The organism is Pseudomonas sp. B21-041 (genome assembly GCF_024748675.1).
Classification (GTDB): domain Bacteria; phylum Pseudomonadota; class Gammaproteobacteria; order Pseudomonadales; family Pseudomonadaceae; genus Aquipseudomonas; species Aquipseudomonas neuropathica.
Genome location: NZ_CP087175.1, coordinates 5,644,150 through 5,661,515, shown reverse-complemented (window position 1 = coordinate 5,661,515; position 17,366 = coordinate 5,644,150). Strand labels below are relative to the sequence as shown.

Genomic DNA, 17,366 nt, shown 5'->3' with positions numbered 1-17,366 from the left:
AGGGGACTAGGGATGGCTCGACGTTGGTTGGCGCTAGTGGTTTTGGCTTTGCTGAGCACCGTGGCCGGTGCGCAGGAAGCAGCGCCGACGCCGACGGTCATCCATCTGGCCAGCGAAGACTGGGAAGACTACACCGCCGCTGATGGCCATGGCCTGGGCTGGGACGTGCTGCGCAAAGTGTTCGAACCGGCCGGGGTCAAGCTGGACATTCGCAGCGTGCCTTACACCCGCTCGGTCGGGCTGGTGCAGTTGAAGGAAGTCGATGCGCTGGTCGGCTCCTACCGCGACGAAGCCGAGCAGGTGTTGTACCCACACTGGAATTTCGATTCCGACCACATTTACGCATTGGGCCTGGCGAGTAATCCTGCACCTACCCAAGCGACGCTGGGCAGGTATCGCCTGGCCTGGGTGCGCGGTTATCGCTACGAAAACTTCTTGCCGAATATCAAGCGCTACAACCAGATTGAGCGGCGTACCGGGATCCTGTCGATGCTCAAGCAGGGGCGGGCGGATTACTACATCGATGCGTTGACCGAGATTGAGGCGGTGGTGAAAACCGCAGCCGATCCGGCGCAGTATCGCTATTCACACTTGGCCGAGCTGCCGCTGTTTCTCGGGTTTGCCGACACGCCACAGGCGCGAGCGCTGATGGCGCTGTATGACCAGCGTATGGAGCAGTTGGTGAAGAGCGGCGAGTTGAAGCCGATCTTCGAGAAGTGGCAGCAGCCGTATCCGTTCACTACCGGCGCGACGAATCCCCTGTAGGAGCTGCGGCACGCTGCGATCTTTTGATCTTGATCCTAAAAGCCGGATCAAAAGATCGCAGCCTCGTTTCACTCGACAGCTCCTACATGGATCCATGTCGACCGGGTTGTTATCAAACTTTTTGATCGTTATGCCCGATAATTCAGCCTAAGCGCCGGTAGGAACCTGCTGTTACAATGCCGGCCTGCGAATTTTCAGACTCTTTAGATCAGGAGCACACCGGTGCCTGTCGTCTTTGTCGCCGCTTCCAAGCTGCCAACGCCTTTTGCGCAATTCACCATGCACGGTTTTCTCGATGAAGCCACCGGCCGCGAGCACGTCGTGCTGAGCCTGGGTGAAATTGCCGACGGTGCCCCGGTACTCGGCCGGTTGCACTCCGAATGCCTGACCGGCGATGCCTTGTTCAGCCAGCGTTGCGACTGCGGTTCGCAACTGGAAGGCGCGCTTAAAGCCATCGCCCGTGAAGGTCGTGGTGTATTGCTGTACCTGCGTCAGGAAGGTCGTGGCATCGGTTTGTTGAACAAGATCCGTGCCTACGAACTGCAGGATGGCGGCGCCGACACCGTTGAAGCCAACGAGCGTCTGGGCTTTGCCGCTGACCAGCGTGACTACGCCATGTGCCTGCCGATGCTCGAGCATCTGGGCGTGAAATCCCTGCGCCTGATGACTAACAACCCGCGCAAGGTCAAAGCCTTGACCGATATGGGCATTACTGTCGCCGAGCGCGTGCCGCTGCACACCGGTCACAATCCGCACAACAAACTCTATCTGGCGACCAAGGCCAGCAAGCTCGACCACATGATGGGCAACGAGCATCAGGGCGAGGTCGATCGCGCGTGACGCGGGGTCAGGTGCGGCGCCGGTTATCGGTCGATTGGTGGAAATACCTCGCGCTGGCGCTGGTGCCGCTGTTCGTACTCAACGCGTTGTTCGGTCAGGGCAAAGGCATTCTGCCGGTGCTGGCGATGCCGTTCTTTATTGCCGGCGTGGCATCGATGTTTGTCAGCCTGAAGTTTTTTGGCCGTTATAAACATGCGCTGATCGCCACGCAAAAAGCTCTCGATACCCCCGATGAACCGGCCGCGTGGATTGCTCTCGCAGCCCGTCGTCGTGCGGCTTTTCTTGTGGCAGCCTTGCCGGCGTGGATTGGCGCACTGGCGGTGTTTGTCGGTCTTGAAGCCGTACCGTTGATGCTGCTGGCGTTGTCCACGGCAGTGCTGTTTTATCTCTACCGTATCCCGCGTCAACTCGGTTGATGCGCCGCCTCTGGCTGGCGGTTCTGCTGCTGGCCGTCAGTGGTTCTGCGCTGGCGCAACTGCGTGTGGTCAGCCTCGCGCCGTCCCTTTCTGAAATTGTCGTTGAGCTGGATTCGGCAGATCTGTTGGTCGGTGTGCTTGATGCCGGTGAGCGGCCAGCGGCGATTGCCAGGATTCCTTCTGTCGGCCGCTATGGTCAGCTCGATATGGAGCAGTTGCTGAGCCTCAAACCTGACTTGTTGTTGCTGTGGCCCGGCAGTGTCGGCCCGGCGCAGCGTGATCAACTGAAGCGCCTGGGCATCCCGACCTTCGTCGCCGAACCGCATTCTTTAGAACAACTCACCACCCAGATTGAAGCCATTGCCGCGCAATTGGGGCGACCGGAGCATGGGGTCAAACGGGCGGCGGCGCTGCGCCAACAACTCGCGGAGCTGCGCCAGCGCTATCGCCGGGAAGTGCCGTTGCGGGTGTTTTATCAGGTCTGGGACAAGCCGCTGTACACCGTCGGTGGCGGGCAAATCATCAGTGATGCGCTGGAGGTGTGCGGGGCGCGGAATGTGTTCAGCGATCTGAGTTTGCCGGCGCCGCAGGTGAGTATTGAGGCAGTGTTGCAGCGTGATCCTGAGGTGATTCTGGCGAGTGATCAGGCGCAGTTGAATGCGTGGAGAACCTGGCCGCAGGTGGCGGCGGTGAAGCAGGAAAAATTACTGTTGGTCACCGACAAAGGCCTCGAACGCCCAAGCGGCCAAATGATCAGCGCCACCGCCAAACTCTGCCAATTGATCGCGCCTGACCGCTGAAATCGCGGTGACTTCTTCGCGAGCAGGCTCGCTCCCACAGGAGGATTGCATTCCAAATGTGGGAGCGAGCCTGCTCGCGAAGGGGTCAGTCAAATCACCGAAGATTCAAATCAAAGCTGGGGAGTCCAAGTCACCCCAAACATCCACATCCGACCTTCCTCGCGATAACCATACTGGCTGCCGTCATAGCTGTAGTTCGCCCGGCTGTAACCTTTGTCGAAAACATTATCGACCTTCAGATCCAGCTTGATCTCGCGGTTCAACGCCCAACTGCTGCGCAAGCCGAACAACGCATAACCACCCAGTGGGTTTTCATTTGTCAGGTCGTCATAACTGCTGCTGACCGCCTGCCAACTGGCGCCGAAGCTGACTTGATCAAATTGCCGATCCAGATCCCAACTCAACGTGCGTCGCGCGCGCCGGGCCAGGGTGTGCCCAGTATTGCGATCACGCGGATCGATGATCGAAAGGCCAAGATTGCTCTGCCAGTCGAACAGTTCGTGCTTCAGCGCTGCTTCAAAACCGTTGATCCGCGCCGAAGCGACGTTTTCCGGGCGTGAGTTACTGCCGAAAATGATCGCGTCTTCCAGATCCGTACGATAGATCGACGCCTCCAGACGGCTGCTGTCAGTCAACTGACTGCGCCACTGCAACTCATAGCTTTTCGAGGTTTCCGGTTTCAAATCCGGGTTGCTGAAGTCGGGGTAGTACAGATCGTTGAAAGTCGGCGCACGAAAGCCTTCGCTATAGCTCAGCAACAGATCATTGTCCGGATTCAGCGGCAGAGTGAACGTGCCACTCCAGGTGTTCTGGCTGCCGAATTGCTGGTTGTCGTCGTGACGCAGACCCAGTTCCGTGGAGAAGCTGTCGGCCTGATAGCGATGCTGGATGAATGCGGCGCGGTTCCAGCGGCTGTCTTCGTCGAATGCGGTGCTGCTGTTGACCCGGTCTTCGTACCAGTCGCCGCCGAGGATCAGGCTGTTGCGTGCGTCCAGTGTCAGGTCGTTCTGCCAGTTCACCGAGTCGCGGTAGGTGTTGAACACGGTGCGTTCGTCGCTGAGCTTGTCGAGGGTCTTCTCGCGATTCTCGGTGTGGCCGACCTCGACGCGGGTTTTCCAGATCTCGTTGACCCGGGCATCGACGTAACTGCTGACGCTACTGACGTTGAAATCGCTGTACGGCTGCTGTTGGACCGATTCGAAGGTGTTCATGTCGAAGCGGCCGAACGGGTTGTCGAACTCGCTCTTGCCACGGCTATCCAGCAGATTGGCGCCGACTTCGATGTCATCAGTCAGCGCATGACTCAGGCTCAGGCTGACGGATTTATTGCGGTAGGCGTCGTGATCGCCATCGCTTGGATACGACTCATGGGTACGATCAATCCCGGCAGTCTCATCGAGACTGGCGCCGAGATTGAAGCGGGTTTTCGCGTCGCCACCGGACAAGCCGAGGCTGCGTTCCCACGTTTGGTTGCTGCCGAAACCGACGTGCATCCGTGGCTGCAAACCTTGCTCAGTGCCGCGCCGGGTGAAGATCTGAATCACCCCGCCAATCGCATCGCTGCCGTAAATCACCGAACGCGAACCGCGCAGCACTTCCACCCGTTCGATTTGCTCGATGTTCAGATGCTGCAGGTTGCTGTCGCCGGAAGTGGAGCTGCCGATACGCTGGCCGTCGACCAACACCAGACTCTGCGCCGACTGCGTGCCGCGAATGTAGATCCCCGGCAGGCTGCCGCGCCCGCCGGCCTGCGCCACTTGCACACCAGGGACGCGCCTTAGCAGGTCCGGCACGTCACTCGGCTGCAGGCGGTCGATGTCTTCACGGGTGAACACCGTGTTGGCGGCGCTGCTGTCGTTGCGGGCTTCGACCTGGCGGTTGGCTGAGATAAGCATGTCCGGCAGTTTCAGTGCCTGATCACGCTCGAAGGTGTCGGCGAGGGCGTTGGCGGCTGGCAGCAGGAGGAAGGGCAGGGCGAGGCGCGAGAGGTTCATGGACAGTCCACTGGTGTTTCAGGTGTACACAAATCAAATGTGGGAGCGAGCCTGCTCGCGAATGCGGTGAATCAGTCAGCAATGTATTGACTGACAGTCCGCTTTCGCGAGCAGGCTCGCTCCCACAAGGGTAATGCGTTTATTTGTCGAGTAAGGCCAGACGCTCACGAATCGACGCTTCGATCCCCGCCTCATCCAGCCCGCACTCAGCCAGCATCTGCGCCGGTTTTGCGTGCTCGACGTAAACGTCAGGCAAACCCAGATGCAGCATCGACTTGAGGATGTTCTCCCGCGCGAGGAATTCACTGACCGCGCCACCGGCGCCGCCCATGATCGCGTTCTCCTCGATGGTCACCAGCAACTCATGACTGCCGGCAATCTCGCGCACCAACTCTTCATCCAGCGGTTTGACGAAACGCATGTCGACCACGGTGGCATCGAGTTTTTCAGCCACCTTCAGCGCCTCGGCCAGTTGCACACCGAACACCAGCAAAGCGACTTTGCTGCCCTGACGACGGACGATGCCTTTGCCGATTTCAATCGGCTCGAGGTCTTTGTCGATCGTCGCGTTCGGGCCGGTACCGCGTGGATAGCGCACAGCCGCCGGGCCGTTGTACAGGTGGCCGGTGGTGAGCATTTTGCGCAGTTCGTTTTCATCACTCGGGGTCATGATGACCATGCCCGGGATGCAACGCAGGTAGGACAGATCGAAGCTGCCAGCGTGGGTCGGGCCGTCTTCGCCCACCAGGCCAGCACGGTCGATGGCGAACAGCACGTCGAGGTTCTGCACCGCTACGTCATGCACCAGTTGGTCGTAACCGCGCTGGAGGAATGTCGAGTAGATCGCCACCACCGGTTTCGCGCCTTCGCAGGCCATGCCGGCAGCGAACGTCACCGCGTGCTGCTCGGCAATCGCCACGTCGAAGTAGCGCAGCGGGAAGCGTTCGCTGAACGCCACCAGATCCGAGCCTTCCTTCATCGCCGGGGTAATCCCGACCAGACGTGGATCCGCCGCCGCCATGTCGCACAGCCACTCGCCGAACACGGCCGAATACTTCGGTCCGCCAGTCTTTGTCGGCGCTGCGGCCGGGGCGTCCAGTGGTTCGAGTTTGGTGATCGCGTGGTAACCGATCGGGTCGACTTCCGCCGGGGCGAAGCCTTTGCCTTTCTTGGTGACGATGTGCAGGAACTGCGGGCCCTTCAGATCGCGCATGTTGCGCAGGGTGGCGATCAGGGTTGGCAAATCGTGGCCGTCGATCGGGCCGATGTAGTTCCAGCCCAGCTCTTCAAACAGCGTGCCGGGAACCAACATGCCTTTGGCGTATTCTTCGGTGCGGCGGGCGATTTCCCAGGCGCCGGGTAGGCGCGACAGGACTTTCTTGCTGCCCTCGCGCATGCTTGCGTAGGTGCGGCTGGAAAGGATCTTCGCCAGATAGTTCGACAGACCGCCGACATTGCGCGAGATCGACATGTCGTTGTCGTTGAGGATCACCAGCATGTTGGCGTTCACTTCCGGCGCATGGTTCAGCGCCTCGAAGGCCATGCCAGCGGTCAACGCGCCGTCGCCGATCACCGCAATCGCCTTGCGATCACTGTTTTGCAGGCGGGCGGCGATGGCCATGCCCAATGCTGCGCTGATCGAAGTGCTGGAGTGGCCGACGCCAAAGGTGTCGTACTCGCTCTCGGCGCGACGCGGGAACGCGGCGATGCCGTCCTTCTGGCGCAGCGATTCCATGCGCGTGCGGCGACCGGTGAGGATCTTGTGCGGATACGCCTGATGACCCACGTCCCACACCAGCCGGTCGTCCGGGGTGTCGAAGACGTAATGCAACGCGATGGTCAGCTCGATGACGCCCAGGCCGGCACCGAAATGCCCACCGGTCTGGCCGACCGTGTAGAGCAATTCCAGGCGCAACTCATCAGCCAGGGTTTCCAGCTCGGCTTCGCCTAACCGGCGCAGGCCGTCCGGCGTGTTCGCGCGGTCGAGCAGGGGCGTGGTCGGGCGCTTGCGGGGAATCTCATGAAACGTCGTGGGCATCAGGCGAATCGTTATAGGTATAAAAGATGCCGCAGTTTACCTGATGCATCGCCCCCTGCCCACGCGTTGGTCTTTTTTGGCGGATACGCCGTCAGTTGCGCCGCTCGACGATATACCGGGCCAGCTCGCGCAAGGGCTCGGCCGCCGCGTCAAACGGTCGCAGGGCGTGCAGGGCCTGATCGCGCAGTTCCAGCGCGTAAGCCTTGGCAGCGTCGAGACCAAGTAGGGCCGGATAGGTCGGTTTGTCGCGGGCGATGTCGGCGCCCTGGCGTTTACCGAGGGTTTCGGTATCGCTTTCGACATCGAGGATGTCGTCCTGCACCTGAAAGGCCAGGCCGATGGCCTGTGCATAAGTCTGCAGGGCACGGAGTTCATCCTGCTCGGCACGGCCGCTGGCCAGAGCACCGAGTTTGACGCTGACTTCGATCAGTGCGCCGGTCTTGTGCCGGTGCATCTGTTCGAGGGCTTTCTGATCGAGTTTGAGACCGACCGAACCGAGGTCGATGGCTTGACCGCCGACCATGCCTGCCGGGCCTGCGGCATTAGCCAGCGCGGTGACCATTTGCAGGCGGATGTCACTGCTGCAATCGCTCAGGCGCGGGTCGAGCAGGGCACTGAAAGCCAGGCTCTGCAAACCATCACCGGCAAGAATCGCGCAGGCTTCATCGAATTTTTTGTGGGTGGTGGGCTGGCCGCGACGCAGATCGTCGTCGTCCATCGCCGGCAAATCATCGTGAACCAGCGAATAAGCGTGGATCAGCTCAACCGCGCAGGCTGCACCGTTGGCCTGTTCAGCGTTGCCACCGAGCGCTTCGCACGCGGCGTAGGCCAGCAGCGGACGCACGCGTTTGCCGCCGTTCATCACGCTGTAGCGCATGGCGTCATAAAGCCGCGCCAATTCCGGCAACGGCGCGTTGAACAGGGTTTCCAGAGCCGCGTTAACCCGGGTCTGGCTGGTCGCCGTGTACGCCGCAATCATTCTGGCTGTTCCGCGTCGAAGGGTTCCTCGGCGAGTTCGCCATCGCGCTCCAGCAGCACTTGCACCTTCTGCTCGGCTTGCGCCAGCGCTGCCTGGCAGTCACGGGTCAGACCGATGCCCTGCTCGAAAGCGGTCAGCGAGTCTTCCAGCGACAATTCACCGTTCTCCAGACGCTCGACCAATGTTTGCAGGTCGGCGAGGGACTGTTCGAAATCCAGTGCAGCTTTTTTGCGGGCCATGGCGGCGATTTCCGGTTGACGTTAAACCGGCGCGACACTAGCAGATAGGGGGGTTATGGGCAAATGAGCGGGCCGGCTCTCAAGGACAGAAATGGCTCTGTGCTGGGTGAGATTAATGTGTAGCTCTGTCGGGATAGTTGATCTGATAGCGGGTGCTACGACCCCCTCCCGGCAAGCGTTGAAGGCAACCTTTCTCCAGCAACTCCGCAAGGTGTCGGGTTGCTGTGGCCTTCGACACTTTCGCCACCGCTTGATATTGCCCGGCACTGATGCCGTGCTCAAAGCTCCGCTCGCCGCCGTCGAGCAGACGATTGAGCACTTTGACCTGCTCCGCCGAAAGTTCGGACTCGCGGTGTGCCTGCCAGAAACGCGTCTTGCCCAGCACGCTTTCAATGCGGGTGATGGCTTGTTGCAGACTGCGTAGCAAGGTTTGCAGGAACCATGTGAGCCATTCAGTGATGTCCAGTGTGGCTTTTTGACTCGATTCCAGAATCCGATAGTAGCCGGACCGATCATCCAGAATGCTCGCCGACATGGCGTAGAAACGGATGGCTTGCGCTTCGCCCTGTGCCAGCGCCAGATCAGTGATGGTGCGGGTCAGACGGCCGTTGCCATCGTTGAACGGATGCAAGGTGACGAACCAGAAATGGGCGATGCCCGCACGAAGCATCGGGTCCAGTGCTGTCTGATGCTGGCTGGCCTCGAACCATTGGAGAAATTGGTCGAGCTGCTGCTCAAGACCTTGGCGAGGTGGCGCCTCGAAATGAACTGTTGGACGATCAATGCGACCCGAAACCACCTGCATTGGCTCGTCACCGCGTAGCGCACCCACATGCATTGAGCGCGCAGTAAGGTCAGCCTCTTGATCGGGAAACAGCCATTGGTGCCATTCCAGCAAGCGCTCCAGTATCAACGGTTCGGCAAATCGACGGGTGGCATCAAGCATGAGTTGCGCCAGACCTTCACTGCGTTGGCTGACTTTATCGCCGTCGATCAACTCCAGGCCCAAACGTCGCGCCAAGGATGACCGCACGGAGCCGACATTCAGTTGCTCACCTTCGATGGCCGAAGACGTCACGATATTCTGCAAAAGGGCGTCCAGTGCGGTCTGAGCCCCCAAAGAGTCACCTACCGAACCGGCCATACCCATCAACTGACCTTGGGCCTGTACACACTCGCGCAACAACGGTGCCAGGCGTTCCGCCTGCCAGTTGAAGTCGGGCCAATCGGGCTGCTGCCAGATCCAGTAAGTTGCCATTCGTTGCCTGCCTTGAGTCCGTGAGCCGAATAGAAATGCTATTCGGCTCATTTTGTGAGCCGAATATGAGGCCTATTCGGCTCACCGTCCACCGGATTGGCTTGATTCCTACAGCAACAGCACATGTATCTGATTGTTAAAAAACCGCCGAATCGCTAATCTTCGCGCCTTCTACGACCCCATAGTCACGGGTCTTTCAGACGAAACGCAGTTTTCACCGCTGTGAAGTACCGAGGATCGGGTGCAAGGTTTCGTTCAGGCATGGCAGGAGGCATTACATGCGTTCATTTCTTTGGCTGCTGATCGGCCTGGCCTGCGCGCCCGCGCTGTCGGCCGCGCCGAGCGCTGAACTGTCGGAACCGGTGGGCGGCTGGCGCTATCACGGCTTGCTCGATCGCACGGAAAACCCGCAAGTCGCCTACCCGACGCCGCCGATTGATCGCGGCATTCAGCGCAATCGCACGATGATCCAGGGCCAGCTCAAAGCCATCGGCCACATGCGCCCGCCGCACAGCCTCGCCGTAAATGGCAATCCACTGAATCTGTACACCGACGACCAGGGCCGTTTCGCCCGGCCCTACGCGTTCGGCGCCGGCTCCAACAGCGTCGAAGTGATCAGCGCCGAGGGCCAGTCGCTCAAGCGCGTGCAATTTTATGAAGCAAACAATTTGCGCACGCCGGCGCGAATTCGTCTTGTCTTGGGCTGGGACGATCCGAAAGCCGAGCTCGATCTGCACATTGTCACGCCTGACGGTCAGCATGCGTTCTGGGCGCAGCCGGCGCTGAGTAATGGCGGCGGTCTTGACCCGGATGGCGTCGATGGACCCGGTCCGGAAATGTTCACCATGACTGCGCCGCTGCATGGCACTTATCTGGTTTACGTCAACTATTGGGGCAACTTCGGCAACGGCGGCTATAACTTCGAGGAGACCAGCAACCAGAACGAGGTGATCACCTCGCAAATCACGCTGGTGCTCAACGAAAACACCGTCGACGAAAAACGCGAAACGTTCATCGTGCCCCTGCGGGCGATCGGTGATCTGCTGCTGGTCAAGACTTTCAACTATTAAGCATTCCGCCACGGATGAAATCCTGAGCTTTGGGAAATGAGCGAAAAGATGAGCGATAACACTGTTACTTCGGCTGCCGACACGCCAGCGGCCAAACCTTCGCGGCGCTGGCCCTTGCTGCTGGCCGGGTTGTGCCTGGTGGCCGGTGTAGCGGGTGGTTTTGGCTGGCTGTTGCTCAAGCCCAAGGCGCCGCCGGCGGAATTGGCCAGTGACAAGCTCGGCCTGAGCCGCCCCGATGCACTGCTGGAAACCCGCTCGCTTAGCCAGTTGCCCAAGGACCTGCTGACGGTGCCGTTCCTCAAGGCCACGCTGACCGAAGATTTCGTCTTCTACTACGAGACCCATGCTGATCGCCTCGGCTTGATCGGCAGTCTGCGCCGGATCATCTACGAGCATGACCTGAAGTTGCAGGACAGCCTGATCGAGCAGCTTTTCGATCAACCGGCCGACGTTGCGTTGTGGCGTGGCGCGGATGGGCGCTTGAAAGATTTCCTGCTGGTGATGGACCGTGGTGGGCTGGCAAAACTGCTCGAGCCGCTGGCGAAAGTAGCGCTGGATGACACGCAGTTCAGTCAGATGGGCGAACTCAAAGTCGGCGGCGATAGCGTGCCGCTGTACCAACTGACCTATAACGCCAGCAAAGCGCTGCTGTTCGCTTCCCACGGCGACAAACTGGTAGTGCTGTCGAACCCGGCCAAGTATTACGACCCGGAAAGCGGCGTCTCCGAAGAATCGGGCCATGTCTCGCCACAAGCGCTGGCGGCGCTGCTCAATGGCGAAAAACTGTTCCCCGAAGCGTTCGGTCTGCCGGCGAAAGCCCCGGAAACCAAACAACGCTTGTCGGTCAACTCCAGCGTTCTGGCCATGGGCTATCAACGTTTCATCCCGAACTTCGCCGGGCTGCGCTTCGACATGGACGACAAGGGCTGGCACAGCTACCTCGCCATGGACGAGCTGGACAATCAGCCCGACTTCGATTTCAAACCGGTCTGGCAAGCAATGCCGCTGGGCGCCAGTGCCTGCGTAACCTTGCCGGTCGCGGCCGAACCGCAAAAACCATTGCTGGTAAAACTCGGCGCCGAAGAAGCGGTAGCGCAGACCCTCACCGAACATGTGGCCGGCGCGGCAGGCCTGTGCTGGTACGCCGACTCGCGGTTGTACACGCCATTGCTGGTGGCCAGTCTGAAAGACGAGGACAGCAGCAAACTCGACGGTGATCTTGGCAAACTGTTCGGTTCGATGGTCGGTGCATTCGAAGCCAACGTCGAAGAAAACGTGTTCCCGGTAGTCGAGAAGCAAGAAGGCCAAAACCACGTCTGGCAGCGTCAGGTCAGCTCCAACTTTGGCCCTTATGCGGCGAAGACGGCGCAGAACCCGGACGCGATTTCCGGCAAGGCCTTCATGAAAGTCAGCCTCGCCCGTCACGGCTCGACACTGCTGTTTTCCCTCGACGACAAACTGGTCGACAAGGCCCTCGGCACCCTCGACAAACGCTTCCCGCCGATGGCTGACGTGCTGCCCAAAGACGTGCTGATGCCGATCTACTTCGGCCCGGACTCGATGGCGCAACTGATGCAGCAGGAAACCCTCGACAGCCTGCCGCAAGACATGGAACCGGTGTTCTACAACGCCGCGCAAACCTATCTGATTCCGAAACTGCGCACCCTCGGCGGCTACGGCAAATACGCGCTGACGCTGCCGGAAGGCAGCGAGCCTGACGGCCACTGGCAATGGTTGCCGCTGGAATGGAAAGCGCTGTGACGACACTGATCCGCAGCCTCGGCCTGCTCGCGCTGTTGCTCAGTGCGGGCGCCCGAGCCGTCGAAGCACCCGCACTCGATCCGGCGCAATCCCAGGTGTTTCGCGCCTGGTTCGTGCGCATCGCCCAAGAGCAACTGAGCCAAGGCCCAAGTCCGCGCTGGTATCAGCAGGACTGTGCCGGGCTGGTACGTTTCGCTGCCAACGAAGCGCTGAAAGTCCATGACGAAAAATGGCTGCGCAGCAATGGCCTGTCCAATCGCTACCTGCCGCCGGAGCTCTCGCTGAGCGACGATCAGCGCAAGCTCGCCCAGCAATGGCAGCAGGGCGGCGGCAAGGTCGGGCCGTACGTCAACGCGATCAAACTGATTCAGTTCAACAGCCATTTGGTCAGCCGTGACGTGTCGCAGGCGCGGCCCGGTGACCTGATGTTTTTCGATCAGGGCGACGACCAGCACCTGATGATCTGGATGGGCCGCTACATCGCCTATCACACCGGCACCACCACCCCGACTGACAACGGCATGCGTTCGGCAAGCCTGCAGCAACTCATGACATGGAAGGACACCCGATGGATACCCGACGCAGCCAACCCCAACTTCATCGGCGTCTATCGACTGAACTTTCTCTCCCAATGACCGGTGCCCGCATGTTGCGACTCTGCTCCCGAATTCCTTTGCTGCTGGCGCTGTTGCTGCCAGTGGCTACCGTCAGCGCCGAAGATTCGGTCGAGCCGAGCGGCTACACGCCGGTCTCGGGCGAAAGCTTTTTCCTGCTGGCTGATAGCAGCTTTGCTGCTGATGAACAGGCAATGGTCCGTCTCGAAGCGCCGGGCCGCGACTATCGTCGTTTCCGCATGGAACCTTACGGCGGCGCGGATATTCGTGTGTACCGGATCGACAAACCGCTGGATTTCCTCAAGCGCCAGAAGAACCTGCATCGCGTGGTCAGCGACGGCCAGTTCAAGGGTGAAGGCCTGTCCAACACCCTCGCGTACCTGTGGGACAACTGGTACCGCAAATCCCGTCGGGTGATGCAGCGCGCGTTCTCCTATGAGTCGCGCAAACAAGTCACCGAGGAAGTGCCGGAACTGAAGATGGGCAACGCCATGGTCGCGCCTACTCCGTATGACGCGCAGCCGCAATTCGCGTTGATTCCGGGTCTACCGGTGGTCAGCCAGTTCCGTTATCCGTTGTGGCAGGCCAAGCCGATTCAGCCGCCGGCCGGGGTCAATCTGGCCGGGTCTTCGAGCGATTTCGTCAGCGTCGCGCCGGGTAACGTTTATATCCCGTTGGGCAATCTGAAGCCGGGTCTGTATCTGGTCGAAGCGTTGATCGGCAAGTACCGCGCAACCACCATGGTGTTCGTCTCCAACACCGTCGCGGTGAGCAAGATTGCCGGCGATGAATTGCTGGTCTGGGCCGCGCGCAAACACGAAGGCAGTTCGGTACCGAAGGTCAATGTGCTGTGGACCGACGGCCTCGGCGTGATGAGCAGCGGTGCCACCGATACTGACGGTTTGCTGCGCCTGAAACATGTCAGCCCGGAGCGTTCGTTCGTCATCGGCGAGGACGAAGAGGGCGGGGTGTTCGTCTCCGAAAACTTCTATTACGACAGCGAAATCTACGACACCAAACTCTACGCGTTCACCGACCGGCCGCTGTATCGCCCAGGTGATTGGGTGTCGCTGAAAATCGTTGGTCGGGAGTTCAAGAATGCGCGGGATTCGGTGTTGCCGGGTGCTGCAGATGTCACGGTCAGCGTGCTTGACGCCACAGGCACTGAGTTGCAACACCTCGACCTGAAACTCGATTCGAAGGCCGGCACTCAGGGCCGCTTCCAGTTGCCGGACAACGCCGTGGCCGGGGGTTACGAGATCCGTTTCAACTATAAGGATCAGGCTTACAGCAGCGCCTTCCGTGTCGCCGAGTACATCAAGCCACACTTCGAAATTTCGTTGAACCTGGCCAAGCAGGATTACCGCACCGGCGAGTCGGTCAAAGGCAGTCTGGTGCTGCTGTATCCGGACGGCAAACCGGTGGCTAACGCCAAACTGACCCTGAGCTTGCGTGCCCAGCAACTGTCGATGGTCGACAACGAGCTGCAATACCTCGGGCAATTCCCGGTGGAGCTGACCAGCACCGAACTGACCACCGACAGCAAGGGCAGCGCGACCCTCGACCTGCCGGCCGCCGACAAGCCGAGCCGCTACATGCTCACCGTGTTCGCCAGCGATGGCGCGGCGTATCGGGTCAAGACCACCAAGGAAATTCTAATCGACCGTGGCGCTGCGAGCTTCCGCCTGAGCGCGCCGCAACGCTTCAGTGCGGTCGGTGACAAGGTTGCGTTCAGCTACGCCAACGAGGGCGGCAGCGAACAAAGCAAAGCGGTGACGCCGAGCACGTATGGCTGGGTGCGGCTGGAAGACCAGAGCACCGGTGAAGGCAAACTCGCGGCGACGGACAAGGGCTTCAGTCTGGCGTTTGATCGTCCGGGTACTTACAACCTGACCTTGAAAGATCAACACGGTCGCGTCCTCGGCGCCACCGGTCATTCGGTCACTGGCGATGGCGTCAAAGCCGTGCCGGGCACTGTGGAAATCGTCCTCGACAAGCCTGAGTACAAGGCCGGCGATGAAGCGCTGGCGCTGATCACTTTCCCGGAACCGGTCAGCGATGCATTGCTCTCGCTGGAACGCGACAAAGTCGAAGCCACCGCGCTGCTCGCCAAGGGCGGTGACTGGTTGAAACTGGAAAAACTCAGCGACACCCAATACCGCGCGCGCATCCCGGTGAAGGACAATTTTGCACCGAACCTGACCTTCTCCGTGCTCTACACCAAGGGTGGTCAGTACAGCTTCCAGAACGCCGGGATCAAAGTGGTCGCGCCGCAAATCGACGTGGCGATCAGCACCGACAAAGCGGTGTACCTGCCGGGCGACACGGTCACGGTTGACCTGGCCACCCAGTTCGCCGGCAAAGCAGTACCGGCGCATCTGACCGTTAGCGTCGTCGACGAAATGGTCTATGCGCTGCAACCGGAAGTCGCGCCGACCATTGACCAGTTCTTCTATCACCCGCGCCGTAACAACGTGCGCACCAGCGCCAGCCTGTCGTTCATCAGTTACGACGTCGCGTTGCCGGGCAGCCCCGGTGCACCGGGCAAAGCCAACCGCAGCGAGCGTGGTGTAAAAGTGCTGGAGCGGCCGCGTCGTGAGGACGTCGATACCGCTGCGTGGCAGCCGGAGTTGTTGACCGGTGCCGACGGCAAAACCCGTTTCACCTTCAAGATGCCGGACTCGCTGACCCGCTGGCGCATCACTGCCCGCGCCATTGCCGATGACGGTCAGGTCGGGCAGAAGAAGCAGTTCGTCCGCTCGGAAAAACCGCTGTACCTGAAGTGGAGCGGGCCGAGCAAATTCCGTAAGGGCGATCAGCCGCAACTCGGCGTGTTCGCCTTCAGCCAAGCCGAGAAACCGGTCAAGGCTGAACTGGTCACTCACTATGCGGGCGCCGAACAGCGTCTGCCGGTGACCCTGAACAACGGCATCAATTATCTGCCGCTGCCGGCGTTCACATTGGCTTCCGGCGAATGGACGGCGGAGTTGGTGCAGGACGGCAAGACCGCCGACTCCCTCGCCGTGCGCCTGAGTGCGACCGGTGACGGCTGGCAAGTGACGCAGACGCAAAGCCTTGATGTCGCCAGCGGTGACACACCGTTGAGTCTGCCGGCCGACGCCACCGATATTCGCCTGCGTCTGGATGACAGCCCTCAAGCGTTGTTCCGCTCGGCACTCGATGATCTGCTCAGCTATCCGTATGGCGGCGTCGAGCAGACTGCCAGCCGGTTGCTGCCGTTGAGCATTGCCTATCCATCGCTGGCATCGAATCCACAGATTCGTGATCGCTTGCGCCTGATCATGCAGAACAGCCGTCTGCGTCTGGTGCAAATGGCCGGGCCGTCGGCGAGCTTCACCTGGTGGGGCTACGACGGTGAACCGGATGCGTTCCTCACGGCTTACGCTTACTACGCCGACTGGAACGCTAGCCAGGTGCTGGAATTGACCTTGCCGCCGGAGCATTGGCAGCGAGTGCTGGAGGTCTACGCCAAGCAAGCGCCGAACACGCCATTGCTGCAACGGGCGCTGATTCTGTCGTTTGCCAAGCAGATGCATTTGCCGGTGAACACCTTGCTCAGCGGCTTGATGGAGGATCTGGCCAAGGCCGGTGAAGGCAGCGCCGAAACCCTGATGGACGACGGCGAAGACAGTCTGGTGATGAGCGACCCGGATTCGGCGCTCGGTCTGGCGGTGGCGCGGGTATTGACCGCATCGTTGGCCACGCAGTCGAAGGTTACCTTGCCGGAAGCGTTCAATCGTCAGGTAGGGGCTGCGCAACAGCGTCTGGCGGTCAGTTCGCAGCCGTTCGCCGAGGCGCTGAACCTGTCGCTGCAAGCGTTCGATCAGGCGCGTGCTACGGCGTTGTTGCAACGTTTGCTGCCGCAGCAATCGACCCTCGAACGTGCGCTGGCGCTGACCTGGCTGCAACGCAGCATCGCCCAGGCGTCGCCGACCATTGCACTAACGCCGGGTGAAGGCTGGAAGAAGAACTACGGAGCCAGCGGCGAGATGTACTGGACGTGGCTGGGCGCGACGCCAGTGCCGAGCGTGTTGTCGGTGTCCGGTACGCAGGAGCGTCCGCTGCGCGCGGCGTTGAGTTTCCAGACCCAGCAACCGGCAGTCGATCCGATGGCCGTGACCATCACCCGTCGCCTGTCGCGACTGGTGCCGGGCGACGAAGCGTTCACCTTCAAACTGGAGCCAATCGGCACCAAGCCGTTGTCCAGTGACAGTCTGTATCTGGACGAAGTGATCCTCACCAGCAAAGCGCCGAAACCGCTGCGTTACGGCATGCTCGAAGTGCCGCTGCCACCGGGCGCCGATGTTGAGCGCACGACGTGGGGCATCAAGTTGCAGGGCAAGGACGGCACCGAACCAACGGCGCTGGAGAAGGCGCGCTTCGAACCGGGGCAACTGGCCTACGCGGTGCCGGTGGATGCGCTGAGCGGCGAATTGCGCCTGCGTCATCTGGTGCGTTTCTCGCAGAAGGGCCAGTTCAACCTGCCGCCGGTGCGTTTCAAACAAGTCTACGCGCCGCAGCATCAGGCCCAGGAAGCAAAAGCCGCTCTCGGTCAGGTCACGGTCAACTGA

At 60.6% G+C, this 17,366-nt stretch carries 13 protein-coding genes; 8 read left to right on the top strand and 5 right to left on the bottom strand.

All coding sequences use genetic code 11. From position 1 onward, the window contains the following. Nucleotides 1–12 precede the first annotated feature (12 nt). From LOY43_RS25200 to LOY43_RS25185, 4 genes are all read left to right on the top strand, one after another. Entirely contained in the window at nt 13–765 is a 753-nt protein-coding gene (locus LOY43_RS25200) for an ABC transporter substrate-binding protein (protein WP_258708876.1), read from the top strand. A gap of 222 nt (nt 766–987) precedes the next feature. Beyond that, complete coding sequence (gene ribA / locus LOY43_RS25195; protein WP_016984117.1) at nt 988–1,605, top strand: GTP cyclohydrolase II; 618 nt, start codon at nt 988–990, stop codon at nt 1,603–1,605. Then, nucleotides 1,602–2,021, top strand: coding sequence for an MFS transporter (locus tag LOY43_RS25190; RefSeq protein ID WP_095048811.1), 420 nt, complete (start codon nt 1,602–1,604; stop codon nt 2,019–2,021). Before ribA ends, LOY43_RS25190 begins: the two co-directional genes overlap by 4 nt. Further along, a complete protein-coding gene (locus LOY43_RS25185) occupies nt 2,021–2,821 on the top strand; it encodes a cobalamin-binding protein (protein ID WP_258708875.1) in 801 nt (266 codons plus the stop codon). The genes LOY43_RS25190 and LOY43_RS25185 overlap by 1 nt, the downstream gene beginning before the upstream one ends. A gap of 110 nt (nt 2,822–2,931) precedes the next feature. Here LOY43_RS25185 and LOY43_RS25180 read toward each other — a convergent pair whose 3' ends face one another. From LOY43_RS25180 to LOY43_RS25160, 5 genes are all read right to left on the bottom strand, one after another. After that, nucleotides 2,932–4,815 carry a TonB-dependent receptor domain-containing protein gene (locus LOY43_RS25180; RefSeq protein WP_258708874.1) on the bottom strand — a complete coding sequence of 628 codons (1,884 nt, stop codon included), beginning with the start codon at nt 4,813–4,815 and terminating at the stop codon, nt 2,932–2,934. Between the two features lie 139 nt (nt 4,816–4,954). Next, on the bottom strand, nt 4,955–6,853 hold the full coding sequence (gene dxs, locus LOY43_RS25175) for a 1-deoxy-D-xylulose-5-phosphate synthase (protein ID WP_095048808.1): 1,899 nt from the start codon (nt 6,851–6,853) through the stop codon (nt 4,955–4,957). A gap of 91 nt (nt 6,854–6,944) precedes the next feature. Further along, nucleotides 6,945–7,832 carry a (2E,6E)-farnesyl diphosphate synthase gene (gene ispA / locus LOY43_RS25170; protein ID WP_258708873.1) on the bottom strand — a complete coding sequence of 296 codons (888 nt, stop codon included), beginning with the start codon at nt 7,830–7,832 and terminating at the stop codon, nt 6,945–6,947. Next, nucleotides 7,829–8,071 carry an exodeoxyribonuclease VII small subunit gene (locus LOY43_RS25165; RefSeq protein WP_003228627.1) on the bottom strand — a complete coding sequence of 81 codons (243 nt, stop codon included), beginning with the start codon at nt 8,069–8,071 and terminating at the stop codon, nt 7,829–7,831. The genes ispA and LOY43_RS25165 overlap by 4 nt, the downstream gene beginning before the upstream one ends. 112 nt (nt 8,072–8,183) lie before the next feature. Next, nucleotides 8,184–9,329, bottom strand: coding sequence for a Fic family protein (locus tag LOY43_RS25160; protein WP_258708872.1), 1,146 nt, complete (start codon nt 9,327–9,329; stop codon nt 8,184–8,186). 278 nt (nt 9,330–9,607) lie between these two features. On the opposite strand from LOY43_RS25160, the gene LOY43_RS25155 reads away from it, so the two are divergent. Genes LOY43_RS25155 through LOY43_RS25140 form a run of 4 tightly spaced genes read left to right on the top strand, consistent with a single transcriptional unit; the run spans nt 9,608 to nt 17,366 of the window. Continuing rightward, nucleotides 9,608–10,399 (top strand): YfaP family protein, encoded by a 792-nt coding sequence (locus LOY43_RS25155; protein WP_093434504.1) that lies wholly within the window; start codon nt 9,608–9,610, stop codon nt 10,397–10,399. 48 nt (nt 10,400–10,447) lie between these two features. Beyond that, on the top strand, nt 10,448–12,160 hold the full coding sequence (locus LOY43_RS25150) for a DUF2138 domain-containing protein (RefSeq protein ID WP_258708871.1): 1,713 nt from the start codon (nt 10,448–10,450) through the stop codon (nt 12,158–12,160). Then, nucleotides 12,145–12,795: a DUF1175 domain-containing protein gene (locus tag LOY43_RS25145; protein ID WP_095048804.1), complete on the top strand. Its 651-nt coding sequence runs from the start codon at nt 12,145–12,147 to the stop codon at nt 12,793–12,795. The genes LOY43_RS25150 and LOY43_RS25145 overlap by 16 nt, the downstream gene beginning before the upstream one ends. Continuing rightward, nucleotides 12,792–17,366, top strand: a complete 4,575-nt coding sequence (locus LOY43_RS25140; RefSeq protein WP_258708870.1) for an alpha-2-macroglobulin — start codon at nt 12,792–12,794, stop codon at nt 17,364–17,366. The genes LOY43_RS25145 and LOY43_RS25140 overlap by 4 nt, the downstream gene beginning before the upstream one ends.

Coding starts and splice junctions, on each gene's coding strand:
- LOY43_RS25165 (WP_003228627.1), bottom strand. CDS start 8,071: ATGGCCCGCAAAAAAGCTGCACTGGATTTCGAACAGTCCCTCGCCGAC.
- LOY43_RS25160 (WP_258708872.1), bottom strand. CDS start 9,329: ATGGCAACTTACTGGATCTGGCAGCAGCCCGATTGGCCCGACTTCAAC.
- LOY43_RS25200 (WP_258708876.1), top strand. CDS start 13: ATGGCTCGACGTTGGTTGGCGCTAGTGGTTTTGGCTTTGCTGAGCACC.
- LOY43_RS25180 (WP_258708874.1), bottom strand. CDS start 4,815: ATGAACCTCTCGCGCCTCGCCCTGCCCTTCCTCCTGCTGCCAGCCGCC.
- LOY43_RS25140 (WP_258708870.1), top strand. CDS start 12,792: ATGACCGGTGCCCGCATGTTGCGACTCTGCTCCCGAATTCCTTTGCTG.
- LOY43_RS25150 (WP_258708871.1), top strand. CDS start 10,448: ATGAGCGATAACACTGTTACTTCGGCTGCCGACACGCCAGCGGCCAAA.
- LOY43_RS25155 (WP_093434504.1), top strand. CDS start 9,608: ATGCGTTCATTTCTTTGGCTGCTGATCGGCCTGGCCTGCGCGCCCGCG.
- LOY43_RS25185 (WP_258708875.1), top strand. CDS start 2,021: ATGCGCCGCCTCTGGCTGGCGGTTCTGCTGCTGGCCGTCAGTGGTTCT.
- ispA (WP_258708873.1), bottom strand. CDS start 7,832: ATGATTGCGGCGTACACGGCGACCAGCCAGACCCGGGTTAACGCGGCT.
- dxs (WP_095048808.1), bottom strand. CDS start 6,853: ATGCCCACGACGTTTCATGAGATTCCCCGCAAGCGCCCGACCACGCCC.
- LOY43_RS25145 (WP_095048804.1), top strand. CDS start 12,145: ATGGAAAGCGCTGTGACGACACTGATCCGCAGCCTCGGCCTGCTCGCG.